At 63.5% G+C, this 24,741-nt stretch carries 25 protein-coding genes and 1 other RNA gene; 6 read left to right on the top strand and 20 right to left on the bottom strand.

Features of this window, described 5'->3' with window-relative positions; translation table 11 throughout:
- Window positions 1-24: 24 nt before the first annotated feature.
- The 12 genes from LCF60_RS06480 to LCF60_RS06425 form a co-directional block, all read right to left on the bottom strand.
- The gene (locus tag LCF60_RS06480) at window positions 25-1,161 is read right to left on the bottom strand and encodes an NUDIX domain-containing protein (protein WP_292290537.1); all 1,137 of its coding nucleotides are present in this window, start codon (window positions 1,159-1,161) and stop codon (window positions 25-27) included.
- Window positions 1,162-1,167: 6 nt separating this feature from the next.
- Window positions 1,168-1,608: a TrgA family protein gene (locus tag LCF60_RS06475; protein ID WP_292290536.1), complete on the bottom strand. Its 441-nt coding sequence runs from the start codon at window positions 1,606-1,608 to the stop codon at window positions 1,168-1,170.
- Window position 1,609: 1 nt separating this feature from the next.
- On the bottom strand, window positions 1,610-2,818 hold the full coding sequence (locus LCF60_RS06470) for a cyclopropane-fatty-acyl-phospholipid synthase family protein (RefSeq protein WP_292290535.1): 1,209 nt from the start codon (window positions 2,816-2,818) through the stop codon (window positions 1,610-1,612).
- Window positions 2,819-2,982: 164 nt separating this feature from the next.
- Window positions 2,983-4,398 (bottom strand): deoxyribodipyrimidine photo-lyase, encoded by a 1,416-nt coding sequence (locus LCF60_RS06465; RefSeq protein ID WP_292290534.1) that lies wholly within the window; start codon window positions 4,396-4,398, stop codon window positions 2,983-2,985.
- 169 nt (window positions 4,399-4,567) lie between these two features.
- A complete protein-coding gene (locus LCF60_RS06460) occupies window positions 4,568-5,767 on the bottom strand; it encodes an aminotransferase class V-fold PLP-dependent enzyme (RefSeq protein WP_292290533.1) in 1,200 nt (399 codons plus the stop codon).
- Window positions 5,768-5,893: 126 nt separating this feature from the next.
- Window positions 5,894-7,636 carry a BCCT family transporter gene (locus tag LCF60_RS06455; protein ID WP_292290531.1) on the bottom strand — a complete coding sequence of 581 codons (1,743 nt, stop codon included), beginning with the start codon at window positions 7,634-7,636 and terminating at the stop codon, window positions 5,894-5,896.
- 93 nt (window positions 7,637-7,729) lie between these two features.
- Window positions 7,730-8,143: a universal stress protein gene (locus LCF60_RS06450; protein ID WP_292290529.1), complete on the bottom strand. Its 414-nt coding sequence runs from the start codon at window positions 8,141-8,143 to the stop codon at window positions 7,730-7,732.
- A gap of 295 nt (window positions 8,144-8,438) precedes the next feature.
- Window positions 8,439-9,428: an acryloyl-CoA reductase gene (acuI, locus tag LCF60_RS06445; RefSeq protein ID WP_292290527.1), complete on the bottom strand. Its 990-nt coding sequence runs from the start codon at window positions 9,426-9,428 to the stop codon at window positions 8,439-8,441.
- Window positions 9,429-9,508: 80 nt separating this feature from the next.
- Window positions 9,509-10,612 (bottom strand): dimethylsulfoniopropionate demethylase, encoded by a 1,104-nt coding sequence (locus LCF60_RS06440; RefSeq protein WP_292290525.1) that lies wholly within the window; start codon window positions 10,610-10,612, stop codon window positions 9,509-9,511.
- Window positions 10,613-10,691: 79 nt separating this feature from the next.
- Window positions 10,692-11,210, bottom strand: coding sequence for a DinB family protein (locus LCF60_RS06435; protein WP_292290523.1), 519 nt, complete (start codon window positions 11,208-11,210; stop codon window positions 10,692-10,694).
- Window position 11,211: 1 nt separating this feature from the next.
- Entirely contained in the window at window positions 11,212-11,895 is a 684-nt protein-coding gene (locus LCF60_RS06430; protein ID WP_292290521.1) for a DUF1326 domain-containing protein, read from the bottom strand.
- Window positions 11,896-11,907: 12 nt separating this feature from the next.
- Window positions 11,908-12,639 (bottom strand): DUF2182 domain-containing protein, encoded by a 732-nt coding sequence (locus LCF60_RS06425; protein WP_292290519.1) that lies wholly within the window; start codon window positions 12,637-12,639, stop codon window positions 11,908-11,910.
- A 94-nt stretch (window positions 12,640-12,733) separates the two neighbouring features.
- On the opposite strand from LCF60_RS06425, the gene LCF60_RS06420 reads away from it, so the two are divergent.
- Window positions 12,734-13,459, top strand: coding sequence for a GntR family transcriptional regulator (locus tag LCF60_RS06420; protein WP_292290517.1), 726 nt, complete (start codon window positions 12,734-12,736; stop codon window positions 13,457-13,459).
- A 5-nt stretch (window positions 13,460-13,464) separates the two neighbouring features.
- Here the strand turns inward: LCF60_RS06420 and LCF60_RS06415 are convergent, their stop codons facing one another.
- Window positions 13,465-14,217, bottom strand: a complete 753-nt coding sequence (locus LCF60_RS06415; protein WP_292290550.1) for a cytochrome c biogenesis protein CcdA — start codon at window positions 14,215-14,217, stop codon at window positions 13,465-13,467.
- 124 nt (window positions 14,218-14,341) lie between these two features.
- Here LCF60_RS06415 and LCF60_RS06410 point away from each other — a divergent pair, with 124 nt between their 5' ends.
- A complete protein-coding gene (locus tag LCF60_RS06410) occupies window positions 14,342-14,563 on the top strand; it encodes a sulfurtransferase TusA family protein (RefSeq protein ID WP_292290515.1) in 222 nt (73 codons plus the stop codon).
- 70 nt (window positions 14,564-14,633) lie between these two features.
- Here LCF60_RS06410 and LCF60_RS06405 read toward each other — a convergent pair whose 3' ends face one another.
- Window positions 14,634-17,468 (bottom strand): Rne/Rng family ribonuclease, encoded by a 2,835-nt coding sequence (locus LCF60_RS06405; protein WP_292290513.1) that lies wholly within the window; start codon window positions 17,466-17,468, stop codon window positions 14,634-14,636.
- 456 nt (window positions 17,469-17,924) lie between these two features.
- On the opposite strand from LCF60_RS06405, the gene LCF60_RS06400 reads away from it, so the two are divergent.
- The 4 genes from LCF60_RS06400 to LCF60_RS06385 all read left to right on the top strand — a co-directional run bounded on the left by LCF60_RS06400 (window position 17,925) and on the right by LCF60_RS06385 (window position 20,891).
- The gene (locus LCF60_RS06400; RefSeq protein ID WP_292290512.1) at window positions 17,925-18,392 is read left to right on the top strand and encodes a YbaK/EbsC family protein; all 468 of its coding nucleotides are present in this window, start codon (window positions 17,925-17,927) and stop codon (window positions 18,390-18,392) included.
- A gap of 108 nt (window positions 18,393-18,500) precedes the next feature.
- Entirely contained in the window at window positions 18,501-18,923 is a 423-nt protein-coding gene (locus tag LCF60_RS06395; RefSeq protein WP_292290510.1) for a DUF2852 domain-containing protein, read from the top strand.
- 79 nt (window positions 18,924-19,002) lie between these two features.
- Complete coding sequence (locus tag LCF60_RS06390) at window positions 19,003-19,452, top strand: RDD family protein (RefSeq protein ID WP_292290508.1); 450 nt, start codon at window positions 19,003-19,005, stop codon at window positions 19,450-19,452.
- Window positions 19,453-19,673: 221 nt separating this feature from the next.
- Window positions 19,674-20,891, top strand: coding sequence for an aminopeptidase P family protein (locus tag LCF60_RS06385; RefSeq protein ID WP_292290506.1), 1,218 nt, complete (start codon window positions 19,674-19,676; stop codon window positions 20,889-20,891).
- Between the two features lie 18 nt (window positions 20,892-20,909).
- Here the strand turns inward: LCF60_RS06385 and LCF60_RS06380 are convergent, their stop codons facing one another.
- The 6 genes from LCF60_RS06380 to ssrA form a co-directional block, all read right to left on the bottom strand.
- A complete protein-coding gene (locus LCF60_RS06380) occupies window positions 20,910-21,155 on the bottom strand; it encodes a ribbon-helix-helix domain-containing protein (RefSeq protein WP_292290504.1) in 246 nt (81 codons plus the stop codon).
- The gene (locus tag LCF60_RS06375) at window positions 21,152-21,325 is read right to left on the bottom strand and encodes a DUF4169 family protein (protein ID WP_292290502.1); all 174 of its coding nucleotides are present in this window, start codon (window positions 21,323-21,325) and stop codon (window positions 21,152-21,154) included. The genes LCF60_RS06380 and LCF60_RS06375 overlap by 4 nt, the downstream gene beginning before the upstream one ends.
- A gap of 131 nt (window positions 21,326-21,456) precedes the next feature.
- On the bottom strand, window positions 21,457-22,851 hold the full coding sequence (fumC, locus tag LCF60_RS06370) for a class II fumarate hydratase (RefSeq protein WP_292290500.1): 1,395 nt from the start codon (window positions 22,849-22,851) through the stop codon (window positions 21,457-21,459).
- A gap of 78 nt (window positions 22,852-22,929) precedes the next feature.
- The gene (locus LCF60_RS06365; protein ID WP_292290499.1) at window positions 22,930-23,427 is read right to left on the bottom strand and encodes a ClpXP protease specificity-enhancing factor SspB; all 498 of its coding nucleotides are present in this window, start codon (window positions 23,425-23,427) and stop codon (window positions 22,930-22,932) included.
- A 94-nt stretch (window positions 23,428-23,521) separates the two neighbouring features.
- Window positions 23,522-24,178, bottom strand: coding sequence for a DUF1194 domain-containing protein (locus LCF60_RS06360; protein WP_292290497.1), 657 nt, complete (start codon window positions 24,176-24,178; stop codon window positions 23,522-23,524).
- A 150-nt stretch (window positions 24,179-24,328) separates the two neighbouring features.
- Window positions 24,329-24,683: a transfer-messenger RNA gene (ssrA, locus tag LCF60_RS06355) on the bottom strand.
- Window positions 24,684-24,741 lie beyond the last annotated feature (58 nt).

Below are 24,741 nucleotides of genomic sequence, written 5' to 3'. Positions count from 1 at the left end.
GTTTAGGCGGGCTCTGCCGGGAACTCAAGCAGAGGCGCGCAATCGGCTGCGTTCTGCTGCCAGCCAATAGATCATCATGACCAGTGGCCCGACATTGATCTCGCCGCTGCGGATCAGGTCCATCGCAGCGTCGAAGGACATGACATGGCTGCGGATATCCTCGTTCTCCGACGCCAGGCCGCCAGCTGATGCAGTGAATTCAGAAAGGTCCGCAACGCCCAGAAAACAGTGAAAAAACTCCGTCGTGTATCCCGGAGATGCGTAGACCCGAAGCATCGGCTCCAGCGGGCCCAGCTTCAGGCCCGCCTCTTCCTCGGCCTCGCGCCGGGCGGAATCTGCCGGGTCTTCCCCGGGATCGACCAGACCCGCGATCGGCTCGAACACCCAAGGGTGCGGATCCTCCCGCCAGAGCGGACCAAAGCGCAGCTGTTCGATCAGCAAGATGTGATCGGTGCTCGGATCGTACGGCAGGACCAGTGCGGCATCGAACGCCAGGAAGGTTTCGCGCATCACGGTGGGGCTGCGCGATCCGTCGAACCGCCGGTGATGCAGCTCGAACTCCGCCAGTTCGAAGAACCCGCGAAACCCCTCGAACCGTTTGCTGACGGTCACGTCACCCGGAGCGGGCGCATATCGCGCCGTGGTCGGCGCCGGTGCATCACGGCCCAACATCCGCGACCAGTGCCGCGCCATCAGGTAAGGCCGGAACCGTGCCGCAGTCTCGGCATCATAGCGCGCCCGTCGCGCCATCACGTCGCGCGCGGCCCCGACGGCCATCTTGCCCCAGACCCGGACCCAGTCATCCAGCACCCAGGGCGCGCCGCGGGACTGGTCTGCGGACATCGGATAAAAGCAGATCGCCGTTTCGCGCCCTGCGCCGACATCGACGGCGACCTCGGCCAGATGGTAGGAAAACGCCCCTTCGTAATATCGAAGCCGCGCCTCTTCGTCCTCGTTCACCGATCTGAGCAAAACGCCATCCGCCACGTCGCCGCGGGACGGCTCGATCATCGGATATGCCTCGTTCGCGACCCAGGACACGCGATGGTCGCGCAGGACCGCGCCATCCAGTCGCCCGGCCAACGCCCCGGGAGACACCTCGAGCACCGCTTCGAGAAGCGGCAGGTGACACAGCGTTCCGTAGAAGAAAAGCGTGGGCAAACCGGGTTATTTCCAGTGCCGCGCGGCATATTCCGAGAGATACCCGGTCAGCAGCGCCCCGACCAGCAGGGTCGCGATCATCATCGGGTTCATCAACAGCGCGCCGTACTCCACCGCAATCTCGAAAATCGCCGAAAAGGCTTCCACCGGCCCGTCAAAGCGCCGCTTCATCGACATGCGGAACATCTCGATGCTGGCGTGAAAGGCCAGCGTCCAGAAGATCAGCCCGGCAACCCCGGTCAGACCATTGGCAATCGCGTCCTTCGTCCCGCGCCCGGCGCGTTTTCCCACGATGATCCAGCCGACGACTGCACCGATCGCCGCGTTGTATTCTGAAAAGCGTCCGAAATTCACGATTTCCGGCAACAGCGTCTTCACCAGTTCCGACGCCAAATATGCAAGCGCGGCCAAACACAAGGCTGCGATGGCTTTGGCTGCTGTCGGCATGTCAGGCAGGTCTCGTGATGGTGATCTGGGTCACATCGCAGTTTCCGCTATGAAATGTCGCCGCGCAAGAGGTCAGATAAAAATTCCACATCCGCCGGAACCGGTCATCGAAGCCCAGATGTGCCACCTGGTCCCACTTTTCGTTGAAGGTATCGTGCCAGCGCCGAAGCGTCTGGCTGTAGCTTTCGCCGAACTCGATCGACCGCGCGACTTTCAGACCGGCGGCCTCGACTTCCTTGCGCAGCACGCCCGGGCTGGGAAGCATTCCACCGGGAAAGATATATTTCTGAATGAAATCAACTCCACGATTGTAAATCTCCCATCGCGACTCTTCGACCGTGATGATCTGGAGCGTGGCGTGCTTGCCCGGCTTCAGGCATTGCCTGACCGACTGGAAATAGACCGGCCAGTATTTCTGCCCGACCGCCTCGAACATCTCGATCGACGCGATGCCGTCATATTGCCCCCGTTCGTCGCGGTAATCCTGCAACTTGAATGTCACACGATCCGACAATCCGGCATTTGCAATCCGCTCGACCGCGTACTTGTACTGCTCTTCGCTGATCGTCAGCCCGGTGACCTTCAGCCCCCGTTCCCGGGCCGCGTATTCCGCGAAGCCGCCCCAGCCACAGCCGATTTCCAGCACGTGATCGCCCGGCACGGCTCCCATCTGGTCGACCATGCTCTTGTACTTGGCGATCTGCGCCTTTTCGGTGCTTTCCTGCCCGGTCTCGAACAGCGCCGAGGAATAGGTCATCGTCTCGTCTAGCCAGAGCGCATAAAAGTCGTTGCCGAGATCGTAGTGGTAACTGATGTTCTTGCGCGCCTGCCGCTTGGAATTGGACTGCATCCAGAACCGCAACTGTTCGTACCAGCGCACAAAGGTCATGCCGGGAAACCCGTCATAGACCTCGTTGTTCTCGCCATGCACGAAGTCCATGAAGGCCTGAAGATCCGGCGTGCTCCACCAGTCTTCGAGATAGGCATCGCTGAAGCCCAGATCGCCATCCCGGATCAACCGGGCAAAGAGATCGTTGTTGTGCACATGCACCTCGGCCACCGGCCCGGGCTCGGCCCCTTCGGCACGAAAGTGACGTCCGTCTGGCAGAACGAAATCAACCCGTCCCTTGCGCAGCTTGTCCGCCATCGCAAACACCTGCGCGAAATATCGCGGCAGGTCGGACTGGTTTTCTGTCGAAGTGAGGATCATGCACGTCATCCGCTGTCTGGTTCAAACGATACCTAGCCATAGCCCCCCAAGGCAGGCAAGTGTTAACCCAAGGTAGTCCCACCTTGCCAAAGGCAAGACAAACCCCGCGTTAAGTTGCGGATTTCGTTGATTTTGTGATTTTTCGGCCAAAGCCGCCCAAGAGGTCAGAAATCGCGGTCCTGATAAGCCGCCAGCGCCCGCTTGCGGCCCTCGTCCGGTGCCACGATCGGATCGGGGTAATCATCGCCCGGCGCCATCGCCCAGGCACGGGGGATCGCATCGAAATAGGCCAGCGCGTCCTCATGCGGATTTTCGTACTCCTCGGCGATCCAGCGGCTGACATAGGCCCGATCCTTGTCGAACCGGTCCAGCTGCGTCACCGGATTGAACACCCGGAAATAGGGCGTGGCGTCCGGGCCCGACCCAGCCGACCATTGCCAGCCCATCGCATTCGAGGCCGGATCCCAGTCGATCAGGCAGTCATCGAACCATTTCAAGCCGATGTCCCAATGGCACATCAGGTGCTTGGTCAGGTAGCTCGCCACGATCATCCGGCCGCGATTGTGCATCCGGCCGGTGACATACATCTCGCGCATCGCCGCATCGACAAAGCGGATTCCCGTGCGCCCCTGCTTCCAGGCCTTGACCTCGGCGCGGCGTTCGTCGCGGTTCCACGGAAAGGCCGACCAGTCCTCGCGCCAGTTGTCGGTCAGGATGCGCGGCGTGTGCCACATCAGGTGATAGGCGAACTCGCGCCAGACCAGCTCCTTGAGGAAGGTCTCGGCCCCCGCCTTGCCCTCCTCCATCGCCCGCCGCCCGGCATGCCAGCACTGCGCCGGGCTGATCTCGCCAAGGCTGAGGTTTTCCGACAGGTTCGATGTTCCGTCCACACCCGGGATATCCCGCGTGTGGTCATACTCGGCCACCTTGGAGGCCATGAACGCCCCCAGCCGCGCCTGCGCCGCCGCTTCACCCAGCTGCACGAAGGGGCGGACCACCTCGGCGCCACGATCCATCGCGGCCCCCAGCGCCCAATCTTCCAAGGCCTCGCTTTGGGGCCATCGATCAGGTGCAGGAAGCGCTCCGGGTGCCGCCAGCGGCGCAGCCACCGACCGGTCGCGCACCGATTTCCAGAACGGCGTGTAGACCTTGTAGTAATCGCCCTGCTTGGTCTCGACCGTCCAGGGCTCGAACATCACGTGCCCGGCAAAGCTCTCGGCCTCGATTCCGGCCTCTTTCAGACCCGCCTTCACATCCCGGTCGCGCGCCACCGAACCAGGGTCATAGGCGCGCTGCCAATAGACTGCCTCCGCGCCGGTTTCCTGCACCAGCGCCGGGATCACCTCGCGCGCATCGCCTGCGCGCAGGATCAACCGGCTGTCCTTGTCCGCCAGCGCCTCGGCGTAACAGTCCAGCCCCAGGCCCAGCCGCCATTTCGGCGCGGCCCCAAGGGCGTCCACCTGGTCGTCGCACACGAAGACCGGGATCACCGGCCCGCCGCGCCGGACCGCCGCCGTCAACGCGGCGTGGTCGCTCAACCGCAAATCCCGGCGTATCCACACCAATGTCGGAGAAGTCATCGCCCTGCCCTTCGTTCCCGTTTTCGCTCGACCTAAGCGCATCCCCCGAAAGGTCAAACACCGGCCCCGTCTTCTCTGGTTCGAAAATATCCCCGAGGTGCCCCGGACCTGATCCGGGGCCGGGACAGGCCATGCGCGACCACAGGTCAGGCCAGAGGGACGCCGCCCCTCAAAGCACCGCGTCCAGCGCCTCGATCACCTTGGTCACCTCGACCTCCGACGTATAATGCACGAAACTCAACCGCAGCACGCCCCGATCCATGTCCACTCCCATCGCCTCGAGCGCGCGGACGGCATAGAAATCCCCGCCGCCGCACATGATCCCATGCGCCGCGAGCTCGGCCGCAACCTCGGCCCCGGGCCGGTTCAACGCCAGCGCCACCGTCGGCGCGCGCGAAGACGCCTCGGAGGGGCCGATCAGCCGCACGGAATTGCGGTCCTTCACCGCATCCAGCAGGGGCTGCAACAACCGCACCTCATGCGCCCGCATCAGGTCATGCGCGCCGCTGGCGGACACCCCGTGATGCGCGCCCAACGCCTCCATGTAATCCGCCATCCCGGCGCAGGCCGCGATCTGCGCATGATCCGGCCCCGCCGGTGTGAAGCGCTTGTAGAGCGACCCCGCGTTGAAATAATGTCCCTGGTTCGGCAGCAGATGCCCCAGGTTGCGCCGCATCACCATGATGCCCTGGTGCGGACCATAGGTCTTGTAGCTGGAAAACAGGTAGATGTCCGGCCCCATCGCGCCCACATCGGCAAAGCCGTGCGGCGCATAGCTGACCCCGTCGACACAGACGAACGCCCCCGCCGCATGGCACATCGCGGTGATCTCGAGCACCGGGTTGATCTCGCCCACCACGTTCGAGCAATGCGGAAAACAGACCAGCCGGACCTTTTCATCCAGCAGGTTTTCAAGCGCGTCAATGTCCAGATGCCCGGTCTCCGGGTCCACCTGCCATTCCCGCACCTCGATCCCCTCGTCCGCCAGCCGACGCCACGGGCCTGTATTGGCCTCGTGATCCTGGTTGGTGACGATGATCGCCTCGCCGGGCTGAAGGAACTGGCGGAACGCCTGCGCCAGCACGTAGGTGTTCTGTGTTGTCGACGGCCCGAAGCTCAGCTCATCGGTCTCGACACCCAGCAGTGCGGCGAGACGCGACCGTGCCTCGTCCATCTCCTCGCCCCCAAGCCGCGAGGCGTCATAGGGCCCGTAAGGCTGCACCTTGCGGGTCCGGTAGAACCGCGTCAGCCGGTCGATCACCTGGCCGCAGGTATAGGATCCGCCCGCGTTCTCGAAAAACGCCTGTCCCTGAAGGGACGGTTCTGAAAGCGCCGGGAAGTTCCCGCGCACGAAATCGATATCCAGCATTCTGCACCTGTCTTTGGAATGTCGCGACCAAACCCCGGCGCATCCCCAAGGTCAAGCCCCGGCAGCAGACGAAAAAAAGGCCCCGGATCAACGATCCGGAGCCTTTCACTTCCCTTTGAAGACCCGTCAGGCCTGTCGCTCGGACATCAGCCCGCGCAGGATGGCGTAGCACATCACCAGCAACACCGCGGTGAAGAACAGACCCGTCGAGATGACCATGGCCTGCAAGCTGTCCAGGCCCGCCGTCCCGGCCGCCCCCAAAAGAAGAACGGCCGCAACCGCCCCCTCGAAGACACACCAGAAGATCCGCTGCGACACCGGCGCATCGACCTTGCCGCCCGCGGTGATCGTGTCGATCACGAGGCTGCCGGAATCCGACGAGGTGACGAAGAAGATGATCACCAGGATCACCGCCAGCAAGGACGTGATCGACGCCAGCGGCAGTTCCCGCAGCATTGCGAAAAGCGAGATCTCCGGCCGGTAGGATGCGATCACGTTCTGGAACACGCCGCTTTGCGACGCGCCGTCGATCACCTGCGAAATCGCCGTTCCGCCGAATGTCGCCATCCAGAAGACGCAGACCAGCGACGGGATCAGCAGCACGCAGGTGATGAACTCGCGCACCGTCCGGCCCCGGCTCACGCGGGCGATGAACATGCCCACGAAGGGCGACCAGCTGATCCACCAGGCCCAGTAGAACGTCGTCCAGCCGTGTAGGAAGCCGGTGTCCTCACGCCCGAACGGGTTCGACAGCGGCACGATCTCCCGCGCATAGGCGCCAAGACCGCCGACGAAATCGCCCAGGATGGCAATGGTCGGTCCCAACAGGAAGACGAAGGCCAGAAGAAGCCCCGCCAGCCCCATGTTGATTTCCGACAGGATCTTCACGCCGCCATCCAGACCGCGCATCACCGAGACCAGGGCAATCAGCGTGATGAACCCGATGATCAGCGCCAGCAGGACCGAGCTGTTCTCGACCCCGGCGACATTGTCATCCACATTCCCCCACAGGAAGCCCAGGAAATTGCGTGTGCCTTCCTGCGCGTCGCCGCTGCCGAACACCTCGGTCAGGCCCGAGGCCACCTGGATCGACCCGAAGCCAAGCGAGGTCGCCAGGCCGAACAGCGTGGCAAAGGCCGCGATCGTGTCGATCGCATTGCCCCAGAAGCCCCAGATCCGCTCTCCCAGGACCGGATAGAAGGCCGACCGCAGCGTCAGCGGCAGGCCCTTGTTGTAGCTGAACAGCGCCAGCGCCAGCGCCACGATCGCGTAGATCGCCCAAGGGTGCAGACCCCAGTGATAGATCGTCGCCGCCATCGCCATCTGCCGCGCCGCCTCGACCTGGGCCGCGTCCATCACGGTACCGTCGACGATGCCAAGCTCACCGCCCAGAGGCTGATCGCCCCAGGGCGTGCCGAAATAATAGACCGGTTCGAGAACGCCGAAGAACATCAGGCCGATGCCCATGCCGGCGGCGAACAGCATCGCGAACCACGCCGGGTAGGAATAATCCGGCGTCGCCTCGGACCCGCCCAGCCGGACCGATCCCCAGGGGGTCACGATCAGGACAAGCGCGAAGATCACGAAAAGGTTGGCGGACAGCAGGAAGAACCAGTCGAACTGGCTTTTGACGAAATTCATCATCGCCTGGAAAAAGGTCTTGGACGCGTCCGGCGCAACCAGCGCGATGGCGACGAAGAGAACGACCATCAACCCCGTGATCACGAAGACGGGATTGTGGAAATCAACCCGGAGCGGCCCGAACTGGCCTTCGTAATTGTCCTGACCGATCTCGTAATCGGTCTCGATGATGTCTGACACGCCCTCGGGTTCGGGTATACCCTGGTCGGTTGTTGTTGTGTCGGCCATGTAAGGCCCCCCTTGTTGTTCGGCCACGAAGCCGGATTTCTCGTGAAACTCCGGATCCGCGACAGATTTTCATGTTTACCGTCCGGTCCGTGGTTACCGGACCACCATCACCGACACCTTGGCCTTCCTGGCGATGGTGCCGCCATTCGACGGCCAGACGTAATCCGTCAGGTTGGGCACGTGACTGGCCATCACCACGAGATCGGCTCCCGTGTCGTCGACCGCCTTGAGAAGGGTCGGATCGAGATCCGTCGCCGGGTCATGGCTCGTCAGCGCCAGGCCCTCGGCCGCGACGCCCGCGGTTTCTCCTTGCGACGCCGCAAAGGCCGCCATCTTCCGGGCAAATTCCTCCGGTGTGTGCGCGACCGATCCCGGCGTGGCGGCCGCGACCCCGACATAGACGACGGTGGCTTTGTAATGCGCCGCAAGGTCGGCGGCACATTGCAAGGCACGGTCAAGTTGGTCTGCATGCGCCAGATCGACCGGCACCATGATTCGATTGAACACTCTGGTCCCTCCTGCTTGTCTCGCCAGTGCGCCGGGCACACCGGCCCCAGTTGCCCGCGGTGACGGGTGAGTCCCGTCTTGTGTTTGTTCCGCGTGACAGTCACTCGCGCGGAAACATGCCGCCCGATGTGCAGAGACTAAACGCAAGCGCCGCCCCAATGCAAATTGAAGCGGCGCTTCGCGTCGCTTTTGCGACACGGGTTACGCGCGATCTTGCCATGAAAAAAGGGGGATTCGACGCGTCCTTGTCAAAACTGTCGTTTTTGGTCGTTTTTTCCCGAATTCCGGCAAGCGCTCAGCTGCCCGCCACATCCACCACGATGCGGCCCTTGACCTGCCCCTTGAGGATATCCGCGCCAAGCCCCGGAAGGTCCGCCAGCGTGGCCGGCGTCACCATCGCCTCGAGCTTGTCCATCGGCAGGTCCCGCGCAATCCGCTGCCAGGCACGCACGCGGTTGTCATAAGGCTGCATCACGGAATCGATCCCCAACAGGTTCACCCCGCGCAGCAGGAACGGGATCACCGTGGCAGGCAGGCTCGCCCCCCCGGCCAGACCGACGGCCGCCACCGACGCGCTGTATTCCATCTGCCCCAGCACGCGGGCCAGCATCGCGCCGCCCACCGCATCGACACAACCACCCCAGCTTTCGCTTTCCAGCGGCCGCTTGACGGTCTCGTTGATCTCGTCGCGCGCCACGATCTGCGTTGCGCCCAGCGATTCCAGATACTCCGCCTGTTCCGGTCGCCCGGTCACGGCAGCCACCTTGTGCCCCAGGGCGGCAAGGATCGCGGTCGCCACCGACCCGACACCGCCCGCAGCCCCGGTCACCAGGACCGGACCCGGCTTGATGCCGTGATCCTCCAGCGCCATCACCGCCAGCATCGCCGTGAACCCGGCGGTGCCCACCGCCATCGCGGCCCGCGTGTCCAGTCCTTCGGGCAAGGGCACCAGCCAATCGGCCTTCACCCGTGCCTTCTGGGAATACCCGCCCCAATGCGCCTCGCCGACCCGCCAGCCGGTCAGAACCACCTTGTCGCCCGGGGTGTAGCGGTCATCGTCAGAGGTCTCGACCGTCCCGGCAAAGTCGATCCCCGGCACATGCGGATATTTCCGCACCAATCCGCCACCCGGTCCGATGCACAGCCCGTCCTTGTAGTTCACGGTCGAATATTCGACCGCCACGGTGACCTCCGCCTGTGGCAGATCGTCAAGCCCGATCTCTTCCACCGCGGCAGACGTCTTGCCGCTTTCCTCGTCCTTGCGAACCATCAATGCCTTGAACATGCGTTGCTCCTTTTCATCTTGCCAAGAAAACTCCGGGGAGTGTGAGGGGCTGGCCCCTCATTCCCCACGTCACCAACCGCTCAGACCCAGAATGTCTCCCAGACCTGCGCCGCCCGCACCTCGCCCGGCAGCACCACGTCCAGGTCGGTGGCCTCGTCCCAATGGGTCATCCGTACCATACCGATGGCCACGTTTGTGCCGAAATCCGGCGACCATGCCGCGCTGGTCACCTGTCCGACCTGCGTATCTCCCGCCATCAGCGGCCACGGCCTGTCGCAGACCGGCACGCGGTCGCCCATGATCTCGATCGCCCGGATCTGGCGGATCGGCCCTTCCTGTGCCACCCGCAGCAGCGCATCCCGCCCGACGCAGCCGATGGCGGTCTGGGTGTTGCAGAACTTGCCCAGCCCGCATTCATGCGGCGTGTTGTTGTCGGTCATGTCATTGCCATAGCTCAGCAAACCGCCCTCGATCCGTTCGATCAGGTTCGGACAGCCCGCATGCACATCCAGATCGCGCCCCGCCTCCATCAGCGCATTCCAAAGCGGCATGCCCAGATCGCTGCCCTCGACATAGATCTCGAACCCGCCCTGCCGCGAATAGCCCGACCGTGCCACGGCCAGCGACCGGCCTTGAAACTCCAGCATCCGGAAGCGGAAGAACCGGATGTCGCGCACCTGATCGCCAAACACCCGCGCCATCAGATCGTCCGCCCTGGGTCCCTGCACCGCCAGCGGCGACACGTCCGGCTCGTCCACCAGCACATCCAGCCGGAACCCGTAGGCCAGCCCCTTGACCCAGTAGAGCAGATCGCTGTCGGCAATCGAAATCCACCAGCGGTCCTCCGCGAGCTTGACCGCCACCGGATCGTTGAGCATCCCGCCGGTCTCGTCGACGATCGGCACGTAGTAACACTGCCCCGGCAGCATCGACCGCAGATCGCGCGGCGTCAGCATCTGCATCAGCCGCCCCGCATCCGGGCCACGCAGCTCCACCTGCCGCTCGCAGGCGACATCCCAGACCTGCACCGCCTCCTTCAGATGCCAGTAATCCTCTTCGATGGACCGGAACATCGTGGGCAAGAGCATGTGGTTGTAGACCGTAAACGCCTTGACGCCCGCAGCCTCGACACCCTCGGAAAACGGGGTCCGGCGCAACCGGCGGGAGGAAGAGATCAGAGTCATGCGCGCACCTCATGCACGAAAAACGGGATGGCGGGCGGGGCGACGTGCTTGCACAAGCGCCGTCCGACAGCCGACAGGATCAGAGCCACGGCCCCTCGTCCGGCATGAACGCCAGATCGGTCACCGGGGCCGCCCCGCCGGCTGCGGTCAGCATCGCGTGGATCTGCCCGCGATGGTGCGTCTGGTGATTGAAGAAATGCGTGATGCACAGGTCCAGCGGCTTCGACACCTCGCGCCCCATCACGCCGGAATACCAGCTCAGGTCACCTTTCAGGTCCACCGCCTTGAGGTGCTCCGCCCAGTGCAGGAGACGCGCATCGGTGCGGTACCGCTCCCCCGCCCAGGCCGCCGCCGTCGGCTGAAGATCGACGCTTTCGGCGATCCCGCCCTCGGGGCGCGCGCCGCCATCGAACCGCGACAACCACATCATATCGCCCCAGAGCAGGTGATTGGCCGTCCCCAGAAGCGAGCCGAAAAAGCCTTTTCGATCGCGACGCAACTCGGCATCGGACAGCCCGTCAAATGCCGCCCGCAGCTGCGTGTTCTGCCACGCGTTATACCGCGCCATCGTCACGCAATATTCCGGGAAGATCATCATCCTACTTGGGTCCGTGCCAGTCGATCTGGCAGATCTCGGCGCTGCGACCATCGAAATCCCAGACCCGGCCAAAGGCCCGCACCTTGCCCTTGCTGGCGGTGGCCACGGTGATGTCCGGCCCCATCCAGTATTGCGTGTTTGTGATCACCAGATCCTGATCTGGATCGGCCCCACCCACCGGATGCACGATCCCCTGGATCTTGCGCCCGACGGTGATGTGCCGCGTCTTGCCCTCGGTCTCGTAGGTCACCGGCTGACGTTCGGCACCCAAGAATTCACCGACAAGGACCTGGAACAGGCCCGTCGTGCCCTTGGCCGCACCGCTGAACACCTTGACCAGGGCATCGAAGGTCGGATCATCCGCCCGGTCATCCACGAACAACGCCACTTTCCAGTTGCCTCGCGCCATCATGCCGGGAATCTCGATCAGCAGCCCGATGTTCAGCCCCGACAGGTCAAGATCGCCATAATGCCCGGAATCGATCCGCACGCCGCCCCATGTCTGGCAATGGCCCTCGGTGGGCGGGTGCTTGCCAAGGCTGACCACGCAGGGGCAGAACACCGTGCAGTTGCAGTTCAGGATCAACTCGCCCTTGATGGCCCAGGGCTGGATCTCCGGCGCGCGCCGGTCTGCCGCCGGATGGCGGTTGTCCAGCTTTTCCGCCACGTCGATACGATCACTCATGTCTCATCTCCCTCAAGATCCAAAAAGCGCCACGCTCACGCCCGCCCCGATCAGGACGATGCCCAAAGGCCGGGTGACAAACGCCCCTGCGCGCAGTTTCTCCAATGTCATCACCAGCGTCGCCAGACCCATGAAGCCCAGCGACATCACACCGCCGACAAACCCCAGCAGCATCAGCGCCCAGCAGCAGCCCAGGCACACCGCACCAAGGCGCAGCCCGTTGCGCCACGCGCCCTCGTCCCAATGCGCCATAAAAAAGGTCAGCGGCATCCGGCACTTGGCCAGACACGCCTCTTTCAACGCGCTGAACTGATAGGCCCCCGCCAGCACCAGCAATGCCCCCGACAGAAGGGCCGACCGGCTGTCGCCAAAGGCGCTGACCCATCCAAGGCCAAACAGACCGATCTGCAAGCCTGCCGCGATGGCCGAGAAGCCCAGCCACACGGCAAGGTACCCCGCCAGCAGCGCGCTCAGGTCTGTCTGCGTGGATTGTCCCAATTCGTCATAGGTCGCCAGAGCCGGCAGCGCGGTGGGCGCCATCATCGCGCCCGACATCAGCCCCCACATGACCCAAAGGCGCAGGAACCCCGCCGCATCGGGCGTTGTGGTGCAGAACGCCTCCCAGAAGTCTCCGCCGAAAATCCGCGCCACGTCGCGCAGATCGGGCGGCACCGCCATCAGCGCCAGGACAAGCCAGCAGAGCAGGACCAGACCGTACAGAGCCAGCCAATGCGGCGCGCTCATCTGTCTGATCCGGTCTGCCAACATGCAATTTTCCCCTCTGCCCCACGACTCGGGGCTTGCCAAAATAATTGTCAGACAATTAAATGCCTGACAAATGAAAAGTGCAACGCCAGAAAAAAGCCTGTCCGCTCAGATCGCGGACGCCATCCGCACTGCGATTGTCGATGGACGGCTCCTGGTGGGCGACCGCCTGCCCTCCGAGGCGGAATTGTCCGATCAGCACGGCGTGTCCCGCGCGACCGTGCGCGAGGCGCTGAAACGGCTGGCCGCACAATCGCTGATCCGCACCGAACGCGGCGCATTTGGCGGCGCCTTCGTCAATCACCTCTCTTATGACGCCGCCCGCGCGCAGCAGGTGACGACCTCGACGCTGCTTCTGGGGATGAACGCGATCAGCTTCCAGGTCGCCTGCGAAGCGCGCTATGCCTTGGAACGCAGCTGCACGGCGCTGGCCGCCGAACGCCGCACCGACGCGCTGCTGGACAGGATGCGCACCGAGATCGACACCCAATCCACCCCCGACCTGTCGGACGAGGCCTTCTGCGCCTCCGACGTCGGCTTCCACCGTGCTCTGGTCGATTGCGCCGGCAACGAGGTGCTGAGCTATCATCTGGCCGGCAGCGTCGAGGCGATGCAGCCCCTGATGAACATGATCACCTTCACCGCGCGGTCACGGGCCGAGATCATCGACCTGCACCGCGCCATCGTTGCCGGACTGGAAATACGTGATGTGGCCTCTGTGGACCGGGCGCTTGCAACGCTCGAAGCCTACACGATTACCTTGGGCCAATCCGTGCTCAAGGCCCGTGCGACCCGCTGACCGCCTCAGCCCAGAAGCGCGAGCCCCGGAAAGGTCTCGAGCAGCCAGAAGGCGAAAGACGTGAACGCCCCGGTCACAAGGGCCAGACCCACGATCACCAGCAACCCGCCCATCGCCAGTTCGATCTTGCGCATATGCTTCTTGATGCGGTTCATCACCCCCATCGCGCGGGTCAGGAACATCGCCGCCAGCAGGAACGGAATGCCCAGCCCGGCGGCATAGACCGCCAGCAGGACCGTCCCCCGCGCCACCGACGCCTCTGACGCCGCCATCGACAGGATCGCGCCAAGCTGCGGCCCGATGCAGGGCGTCCAGCCAAAGGCAAAGGCCAGACCGAGCACATAGGCGCCAAACGCCGATCCGCCCTGCTGACCCGATTCAAGCCGCGCCTCCTGATCCAGAAACGGAATGCGGAACACTCCGAGAAAATGCAGGCCGAAGATGATCACGACCACCCCCGACGCCTGCGCCAGTTGCGTCTGGTACTGAAGGAACAAGGACCCGAAGGCCGAGGCCGTGAACCCCAGAAGGATAAAGATCGTCGACAGGCCCAGAACAAAGAACAGCGCCGCCAGGATGCCCTTGCGACGGCCTTCGCCGCCGGCTTCGATATCGGCCACGCTGACGCCCGACATATAGGCCAGGTAAGGCGGCACGATGGGCAGAACGCAGGGGCTGAGAAACGACAACGCCCCGGCCAGAAGCGCAACACTCATGGCGGGAAACAGCGCCGCGTCAATGATCTGAAATTCCAACATGACATCGACATATGCCAAGCCATCGGCGCTGTCACGCGACGAGGCGTCACATGATCGTGCCATCGCTGTCACATGATCGTCCATCGCTGTGGACAGCGGCCACGCCAGCGCCTAGATCCCGCTCATGAGTCAAGAACTTGATGCCACCGGGCTGCTATGCCCCCTGCCCGTCCTCAAGGCGCGAAAGCGCCTGATGGCGCTGTCGTCGGGCGATCACCTGCATGTCCGAACCGACGATCCCGCCGCCATCGTCGATGTGCCGCATTTCTGCAACGAGTCCGGGCACAGCCTGATCAGCAGCGAGCCATCGGGCGACACCATGCTCTGGGTCATCCGCAAGGCCTGACGCGAAACCGCCCCCGTGCGGAACACGAGGGCGGCTTGCGGTCTTGTCGTCCTGGCCTCGGCCGCGCGGATCAGCGGCTCAGCGACCACCAACCCCGACGCTTTTTCTTCGGCTCGTCATCCTCGGACGACTCGGCCTCGGCCCCCACCGGTTCCGGTTCGGGCCTGATCTGCGACGGCTCGGGCGCTGTCTCGGTTGGCTGTGCAGGTTCGACCGCCGTTTCGGCAGGCTGAGCCTCTTCGGGTGCCGGCGCTTCGGGTTCGGCCTTGGCGATTTCGGGCACCGGCGCGATCTCCTCCGTGGGAATGACCTCGGCCTGCACCGCTTCGGCTTCGTCCACCTTGGCCGGTTTGCGGGTGGTCGTGCGTTTTGCCGCGGGCTTTGCCGGGGTTTTGGCCTTGGTCTCCGTGCCCTCTTCGCCGGTGTCGGTCTTCTTGCGGCGCGGCGCGCGGGGTTTCTTCGTCGGCGCCTCGTCAGACACGGTCTCCGGCTGCGCCTCGGCCTCCGTTGTCGCGGTCTCGTCGACCTTCTTCTTGCGCGGCGCGCGGCTGCGGGTCTTCTTCGGTTCCGGCGCCTCTTCTGCGGCGGCGGGCGTCTCGTCGGACGCATCCTCCTTCGCCTTGCGGCTGCGGGTCGGCGTGCGCTTGGGCTTTGCCGGGGCTTCCGGTTCTGACGCGGTCTCGGCAGCCTCGGCCGTCACCTCGGCAGCGGCCGGCTCTGCCTCGGGAGTGGCGTCCTCCTGCTCGGCAGATTGCGCATCGTCCTCGGAGTCGGACTGATCGTCGAACCCGTTCTCGCCATCCTCCTGACGGTCGCGGTTCCGGTTTCGGCCCCGTCCACCGCGGCGCGACCGGCGACGGCGCTTCTTGGGCTTGGAGCCGTCCTCGTCGCCCGAGGCATCGGACCGGCTGTCGGCCTGATCCTCGTCGTCCTCGTCTTCGTCATCCGCGGAATCTTCATCCACCTGGTCCATCAGCGACGTGTCGACCGACACAACCGTGGCCGTGGCCTCGGGCACCGCCCGGGTCGCGGTCTTGAACTTCTCCATCGAGAAATCCGGGCTGACCAGATGCACATCGCCCTCGATGCGCACCGACATGCCATACCGCGCCTCGATCTGGGCCACGTGTTCGCGTTTCTGGTTCATCAGGAAGTTGGCAATCGACACCGGGCAGGTGACCAGCACCTCGCGCGAGCGGCGGCGCACGCCTTCTTCCTCGATCTGGCGCAGCACCTGCAACGCCATGTTGTCATCCGACCGGATCAACCCGGTGCCATGGCAGGCCGGGCACGGCTGGGTCGTCGCCTCGATCATGCCGGGGCGCAGACGCTGGCGCGACATTTCCATCAGGCCGAAGCCGGAAATCCGGCCGACCTGGATGCGCGCACGGTCGTTCTTGAGCTTGTCCTTGATGCGCTTCTCGACGGCGGCGTTGTTCTTGCGCTCGTCCATGTCGATGAAGTCGATCACGATCAGGCCGGCCAGGTCGCGCAGACGCAGCTGGCGCGCCACTTCCTCGGCGGCTTCAAGGTTGGTCTTGAGAGCGGTTTCCTCGATCGAGCCTTCCTTGGTCGCCCGGCCCGAGTTCACGTCGATGGCCACAAGCGCCTCGGTCACGCCGATGACGATATAGCCACCCGACCTGAGCTGCACCGTCGGGTTGAACATGCCCGACAGGTACGATTCCACCTGGTGCCGCGCAAACAGCGGCATCTGGTCGACGTAATGCTTCACGTTCTTGGCGTGGGACGGCATGATCATCTTCATGAAGTCCTTGGCGATGCGGTAGCCGCGTTCGCCTTCGACCAGAACCTCGTCGATGTCGCGGTTGTAAAGATCGCGGATCGACCGCTTGATCAGGTCGCCTTCCTCGTAGATCTTCGCCGGCGCGATGGATTTCAACGTCAGCTCGCGGATCTGCTCCCACAGGCGCTGAAGGTATTCGTAGTCGCGCTTGATCTCGGTCTTGGTGCGCTTGGCGCCCGCCGTGCGGATGATCAGCCCCGCGCCCTGCGGCACGTCGATCTCGTTGGCGATTTCCTTGAGCTTCTTGCGGTCCGGTGCGTTGGTGATCTTGCGGCTGATGCCGCCGCCCCGCGCGGTGTTGGGCATGAGCACGCAGTAGCGACCTGCCAGCGACAGGTAGGTGGTCAGCGCCGCACCCTTGTTGCCGCGCTCTTCCTTGACGACCTGCACCAGCAGGATCTGACGGACCTTGATGACTTCCTGGATCTTGTAGCGCTTGGGCCGCGGCTTGCGATGCGGGCGGATGTCCTCGTGCGTGTCGTCATCGGCGACGGATTCGATGTTTTCATCCCGATCCGCAGGCTGTGCCCCGGCGCCGTTCTCGTCGTCATCCTCGTCATCCGACCGGCTGTCCGCCTGGTCGATGTCCTCGGGCTCTTCCACCGGGGTTTCGCCCACGGTTTCCATCGGCGACAGGCCCTCGGACTCCTCGTCCTCGCTCAGGTCGATGGTCTCCATCCCGGAGATACCTTCCGAGACATCCCGGGTGGCGACCGCATCGTCCTCGTTCTCGGCCCTGGCCGCCTTCGAGCGACCCCGGCTCCGTCCGCGCCGCGATTTCGGCTTTTCGTCCTCTTCCTCGCGCTTGGCCTGACTTTCGGCGTAAGCGCGCTCTTCTTCAAGAAGCGCCTCGCGGTCGGCCACGGGGATCTGGTAATAATCCGGATGGATTTCCGAGAACGCGAGAAAGCCGTGGCGGTTTCCGCCGTAATCGACAAACGCCGCCTGAAGCGACGGCTCGACCCGGGTTACTTTTGCAAGGTAGATGTTGCCAGCAAGCTGGCGCTTGTTTTCGGATTCGAAATCGAACTCTTCGACCTTGTTTCCGTCAACCACCACGACGCGGGTCTCTTCCGCGTGGGTGGCATCGATAAGCATTTTATTAGGCATAAATTCCGTATGCACAGACGTCGCGGCCCTGTCCTTTCGCAAGGGGGGCGGGATCGGCTGTGTCTTGTCATGGCGAGGGATGGCGCAGCGGCTGGCCGGGGTGGAATGCCCCGTCGCTCAAGCCTCATGTCCTGCGCGCGTTTCATCGCGTTTTCTTCTCCGATGCGAATCGCAAAGCGACCGCACCCGTTGCGAACCTGATGCTCGGTAAAACCTCAGGTGTTTGTAGAAGGTCTTTCGACCGTATCAGCCTGCTCTGAACTCTGGACACTCTGCCGATGCTCGGAACAGCGAAACTCTTTGCCCGGATTCCGCGAAACGGACTGGGCTATCGACTACAATAAGGCCAGAGGGGACCACAGCACAATGGGCAATCGCACCTTTTCTGCTTCAAACTGTCGCCTTAAGACGGGCCCAGCAACCATTTTCAGCGAAAGTGCCCCCATGAGCAAAAGCCTCGAACGTGTCCGCGCCGCCCTTCAGGCCGCCGGACTGCCCATCGACATCCGCGACGTCGGACAGGCCCGCACCGCCCAGGACGCCGCCGACAGCGTCGGCTGCCACCTCGACCAGATCGTCAAATCCATCATCTTCCGTGCCGAGGACAGCGGCGATGCGGTGCTGTTCCTGACCGCGGGCGGCAACCGCGTGGACGCCGACAAGGCGTCGGCCTGTGCGGGCGCGCCGTTGGGCAAGGCCGACGCCGCCCTGATCCGGGCACAGACCGGCTTTGCCATCGGTGGCGTGGCCCCCATCGGTCATCTGAACCCGATCCGCGCCTGGCTGGATCCCAGATTGCTCGATTTCGACATGGTCTGGGCCGCCGCAGGCACGCCACGGCATGTCTTTCCAATGAATCCCACCGCACTTCCAAAAATTTCATCCGCACAACCGCATGATTTCACGACATAAAATAAGTTAATGTAAAAAACATTCACATACCCCCTTGCGTTCTGACCCTCTAATTCCGATCTCTTGGATGTGAAACACATTCACATCACACAAACAACGGAGTTGATAATGAGTACGATCGCCGCCCCCGCTTCCCCTCCGGCCCGCATGGGTTGGTTCTCCCGCGCCGAGGCTTGGCTGGACAACAAGGGCAAAGGTGCCTGGATCGCCGCAATGGTCCTTGGGTTCATCTTCTTCTGGCCCGTCGGCCTCGCCCTTCTTGCCTACATGATCTGGAGCAAACGCATGTTCAATTCATCCTGCAACCGCAGCCGCCGCCTGTCGCCAAACTTCACGACGATGCGGTCCTCGGGCAATTCCGCCTTCGACGCCTACAAGACCGAAACCCTGCGCCGCCTCGAGGAAGAGCAGGAAAACTTCGAAGCCTTCCTGGGACGTCTGCGCGAAGCAAAGGACAAGGCCGAATTCGACCAGTTCATGGACGACCGCGCCAAGTCCGCCAGGGACGAGCGTGAAAGCCAGGACGCCTGATCTTTGAAAATCGCGCCGGTGGCCCCATATCGGGGCCACGCCTGTTCCTGTCCCTGTCCCGAAAGCACGGTTACCGACGATGTACGCTTCCGACACCTACCCAAACCTGCCCGACCCGATGGTCCAGCCCGAATTTTACGACAGCGTCACCATCAAGCGCGGTCTGGCCTGGGTGATCGACGCCGCCCTGATCCTCGCGCTGGTGGTGCCCATCGTGGTGATGACGCTTTTCATCGCGCTGTGGTTCCTGCCACTGCTGTTCTTCGTGGTGGGCTTCATCTACCGCGTTGCAACCATCACCGGGCGCTCGGCCACCTGGGGGATGCGCCTCATGTCGATCGAGTTCCGCGACAGCCGGGGCGAGCATTTCGACTTCTCCCAGGCCTTCATGCACACGCTGGGCTATACCGTGTCGATCTCGGTCTTCCCGCTGCAACTGATCTCGGTGGCGATGATGTTCCTCACCGAACGCGGTCAGGGCCTGACGGACATGCTGCTGGGCACCGTGGCGATCAACCGCCGCGCATGACCCGGGCATAGGCGGAGGGTGCGTGATCCCACGCACCTTTCCGCGCCCTCCATATTGACAGACGCCCCGTCCTTTGGCATCGAAATCGCGATGTGCCGACGATGGCGTCGTCGGAGCAAGACCCACATCAAGCTTTCCCGCGAAAGCGTATCGTCCTGTACGCCCGGATGTGATGCCGGGCGTCTTGCATGAAGTCCCGGCTCAGTGACGGAGACTTGACCATGGAAGGCACGATCAACCGCCCCCAGAGCTTTACCTGCCACAATGGCGACAAGGCCCCCCTGCCCTTTGCCATCGCCGAATACGACCAGCGCATCGCCAGCCTGCGCGCCATCATGTCGGCGCATTCGCTTGACGCGGTGCTGCTGACCTCGATGCAGAACATCGCCTATTATTCGGGCTTTCTGTGTTGCAGCTTCGGCCGCCCCTATGGCCTTGTCGTCACCCACGACAGTTGCACCACCGTCAGCGCCAATATCGACGGCGGCCAGCCGTGGCGCCGCGCCCATTGCGACAACGTCATCTACACCGACTGGTCGCGCAACAACTACTGGCGTGCTGTCGCGGCCCTCGTGGGCAAAGGCCGACGCATCGGCATCGAGGGCGATCACCTGACCCTCGCTGCCCGCACCACGCTGGACGACTTCCTGAACACACCGGACCTCGTCGACATCGCGCCCGCCACGATGCAGACCCGCATGGTCAAATCCCCCGCCGAAATCGCGCTCATCACCGAAGGCGCGCGCATCGCCGATGTGGGCGGACACGCCATCCGCGACGCCATCTCGGTGGGTGCCCGCGAGATCGACATCGCCATGGCAGGCCGCGACGCGATGGAGCTTGAGATTGCCCGCAGCTTTCCCGACAGCGAGATGCGCGACACATGGGTCTGGTTCCAGTCGGGTCTCAACACTGACGGCGCACACAACCCGGTGACCATGCGCGCGCTGGAGCAGGGCGACATCCTGAGCCTCAACACCTTCCCGATGATCTCGGCCTATTACACCGCGCTGGAACGCACGCTGTTCCTTGGCGATCCCGACGCCGACAGCTTGCGCATCTGGACCGCCAACGTCGCCGCACATGAACTGGGCCTGAGCCTGATCAAGCCCGGCATCTCCTGCGCGCAGATCTGCGACGAGATCAACCGGCTGTTCGCACAGGAAAACCTGCTGCACTACCGGTCTTTCGGCTATGGCCATTCCTTCGGCATCCTGAGCCACTATTACGGACGCGAAGCCGGGCTGGAACTGCGCGAAGACATCGACACGGTGCTCAAGCCGGGCATGGTCGTGTCCATCGAACCGATGCTCTGGATTCCCGAAGGCACGCCGGGGGCTGGAGGTTACCGCGAACATGACATCCTCGTCGTGACCGAAGGCGGCGCGACCAACATCACCGGTTTTCCGTACGGTCCGGCACATAACGTGATCGGCTAGCGCCGTTCCGGTCTCGCCTCAGGCCGTGTCGGCAAGCCGGGATGCCCCGCCGTCCCGGTAATGGACCAGGATGAACACACGAATGGCCGAGGCGAGGCCGACATCCATGTCCCGCGCCTCGTCGATCTCGGCGGCCAGCGCATTGATCGGCATGTTCCTGTCCTCCGCGATCTCGCGAAAGGCCCGCCAGAACGCATCCTCCAGCGACACGCTGGTGCGATGCCCCCGCAGGGTCAGTGACCTTTTGACCGGCCGGCCGCTCATGTGGTCGATTTGCCGTCCAATTCGCGTCTGGCCTTCTCGGCCCGCGCCGCTTCAAGGTCTTTTTGCGCCTTGCTGCGCCCGAATTTCACCGCGTTCTCATCTGCCTGCGCGCGCTTGGCGTCGCGCACTTTCGCCTTGCGAAACTGGTTGAGGTTGGTGACATTCTTCATGGCTCAAGGATACGCCCCCGGTCGGTCGACGCAAGGCCCTTCGAAGGGCCTTGCTTGCGCGATTTCCAAATCGCACAAGCAAGCGCGTTCGAACGCGCTTGAAAAAGCCGTTTCGAAACGGCTTCCCCCGCTTACCCCTTGGGACCGATCATGTCCTCGGGCCGCACCACCTTGTCAAAGGTCTCTGCATCGACAAAGCCCAGCGCAATCGCCTCTTCCTTGAGCGTTGTGCCGTTCTTGTGCGCCGTCTTGGCCACTTTCGTCGCGTTGTCATAGCCGATGGTCGGCGCCAGCGCCGTCACCAGCATCAGCGACTCCTTCATCAGCTTGTCGATCCGCGGCTCATTCGCCTCGATGCCCAGGAGCATCCGCTCGGTAAAGCTATCCGCCGCGTCGCCCAGCAATTGCATCGACTGCAACAGGTTATAGGCCATCATCGGGTTGTAGACGTTCAGCTCGAAATGCCCCTGCGAGCCTGCGAACTTGATCGCCGCGTCATTGCCGATGACGTGCGCTGCCACCTGCGTCAGCGCCTCGGCCTGCGTCGGGTTCACCTTGCCCGGCATGATCGAACTGCCCGGCTCGTTCTCGGGCAGGATCAACTCGCCCAGACCGGACCGGGGCCCGGAGCCGAGGAAACGGATGTCATTGGCGATCTTGTAGCAGGAGCCTGCCACGGTGGCCAAGGCGCCCGACATGAAGACCATCGCGTCATGCGCGGCAAGGGCCTCGAACTTGTTGGGCGCGGTCACAAAGGGCAGACCGGTGATCTCGGCCATGTTGGCGGCAACGGTCTCGCCCCAGCCCTGCTTGGTGTTCAACCCCGTGCCGACAGCGGTGCCGCCCTGCGCCAGCTCGTAAATCCCCGGCAGACAGGCGTTCACCCGCGAAATCCCCATGCGGACCTGATGTGCGTATCCGGAAAACTCCTGACCCAGCGTCAGCGGAGTCGCATCCTGCGTGTGGGTCCGCCCGATCTTGATGATGTCCTTGAACTCATCCGCCTTCTGCTCAAGCCCCACCGCCAGCTTGTCCAGCCCGGGCAGCAAAGTGTCCCGCACCATCATGGCGGCTGCAATATGCATCGCGGTCGGGAAGGTGTCGTTCGACGACTGGCCCATGTTGCAATGATCGTTCGGGTGCACCGGGTCCTTCGATCCGATCTCCCCGCCGAGGATCTCGATCGCGCGGTTCGCGATGACCTCGTTGGCGTTCATGTTCGACTGGGTGCCCGAGCCGGTCTGCCAGACGACCAGCGGGAAGTTGTCGTCGAACTTGCCCTCGATCACCTCGCCCGCCGCCTGAATGACGGCATCGGCCAGACGCGCATCCAGATCGCCGGAGGCCTTGTTCGCCTGCGCGCAGGCTTTCTTGATCACCCCCAGCGCGCGCACGATGGCGACCGGCTGCTTTTCCCAGCCGATGGGGAAGTTCATGATCGACCGCTGCGTCTGCGCGCCCCAATATTTGTCGGACGGCACCTCAAGCGGGCCAAAACTGTCGGATTCGGTGCGGGTCTGAGCCATCTGGGCCTCCTCGGTATGCGGTTGCATGCCGTTTAGCCGCAACCGCCGCTTTGGGCAATTGTCAAACTGGCGCAGGCGTTACTTGCGGAACGTGTCCAGACTCACGACCTCGGCATCCTTGCGCTCGGGCTGGGACGTGTCGTCTTCGGTCTCGTCGCTGGCCGGTTTCTGAGACAATGGGCGCGGGGCGGGCACCAGCGGCCCGTCTTCGCTTCCCTCGCCATCGGTGCTTTCGAAGCGCAGACCGAACTCGACCGACGGATCGACAAAGGTCAGCACCGCATCGAACGGGATATAGAGCCGCTCCGGCGCGTCACCGAAGTTCAGCGTGACTGCAAAGCCGTCCTTGCTCACCTCGAGATTGTCGAACCAGTGCTGCATCACCACCGTCATCTCGCCCGGATAGCGGTCTGACAGCCAATCGGCGATCTCGACATCGGGGTGGCCGGTGTCGAAGGTGATGAAGAAATGATGGTCTCCCGGCAGGCCGTCCGTCTGGACGCCCTCAAGGACCGTGCGGATCAAACCGCGCATCGCCTGATGCATCAGGCTTCCATAATTGATGCCAGTGGTCATGGCGGGAATCCCTCAAAGCTGTTCTGACCATATTGCATTAAATCCGAAACAGAAAGCCATGCCTGCGCCGAACTTTTGGGCACGCGGCAAACCGTCACCCGAAGACGCTGCTGATTTCGCGCAGGATCTTGCGCCGGATCGCGCGGGCATAGTCGCGATGTCCCCGGGCGGTTTCGACAAACCCATCCCCCGTGATGACGTTGCGTTCATAAAAATTGGTGATCGCCCGGCCCAGCCCCTCGATGGCAAGCCCGTTCACCGTCACGCCCGCCCGCTCGGCGGTGCGGCGCAGGCGGTTCACCTCGCCACCCGCATTGGGTGTGCCGTCGCCGGACATGTCGATGATGCGTCGCTGGCAATCGGGCCCGGTGTCGAAATGGCCCAGCGCGTGGTCCAGCGCCTCGGCCGGGGCCGTGTTCGACATGACGAAGGCGCGCGGCAGGCGCTGCACGGCATCGGCGAAAAGCTGCACATGGCCGGTGCTGAACATCTGCGTCCAGTCAAGGCTCACCTCCTGCGAGTCGACCCCGGACCATTGCGTCACGCTCAACGCGACCCGGTCGCGCACCAGGATTTCGGCGATCTCGGGATCGCGCAGCGCCGCGGCCAGCCCGTCGATCTGCAACCGGAACTCTCCGGGATCGACAGATTGCGACACGTCCATCGCCAGCACCAGCGCCGTCCGGCAGGCATGGGCCGGCTGGCAGAGGCAAAGCGAAAAAAGAACAGCGCGCAACAGCATTGCCGACATTGATGCCGCCTTGCGGCACAAGGTCAAGGGTCTGGACAGTCACGCAGCGCATGCCTTGACCCCACGCGGCCGCCTGAAACGCGCCCCGCCTGATCGTGATCCCGTGGGACCGCTCGGCGCTCGACGCGAAAAACCCGGTCATGACATGAAAGTGCAGGCTTCTGTTGCCAGGTGCCTGCGAACCCCGCCTTACGCTGCTAGGCGCAAGGGCTTAAGTTTCGGTATTACACACCGCTTACGCGGCGAGTGCTACCGGAGCATGGTTGTCATTTGCAACTATACTTTGCGAACCGATAACGGTGGTATCTCACCGGGACAAAGCAGACGTCTTTACACGTTCGTCGATCCTGTTTCGGCCCCATGGTCCTGCAAATGACAGGGTGTATGGTGGAGCCGCCGGGTACCGCCCCCGGGTCCGAACCGCTTATTTCACGCGCCTTTATGTCCATAGTCCCCTTGCGGGAACAGTTCGAATATCGGGCTTCGGGGGCAGGATTTCAAGGGCTGATATCAACCGGATTGTCACGGTTTTTTGCACCCTTCTCCGATTGGCTGTCGCGCGC

It is taken from the genome of Marivita sp., from assembly GCF_020055635.1.
Taxonomy (GTDB): Bacteria; Pseudomonadota; Alphaproteobacteria; order Rhodobacterales; family Rhodobacteraceae; genus Marivita.
Note: the sequence above shows the minus strand (reverse complement) of the source record. Positions and strands in the feature narration are given on the sequence as shown.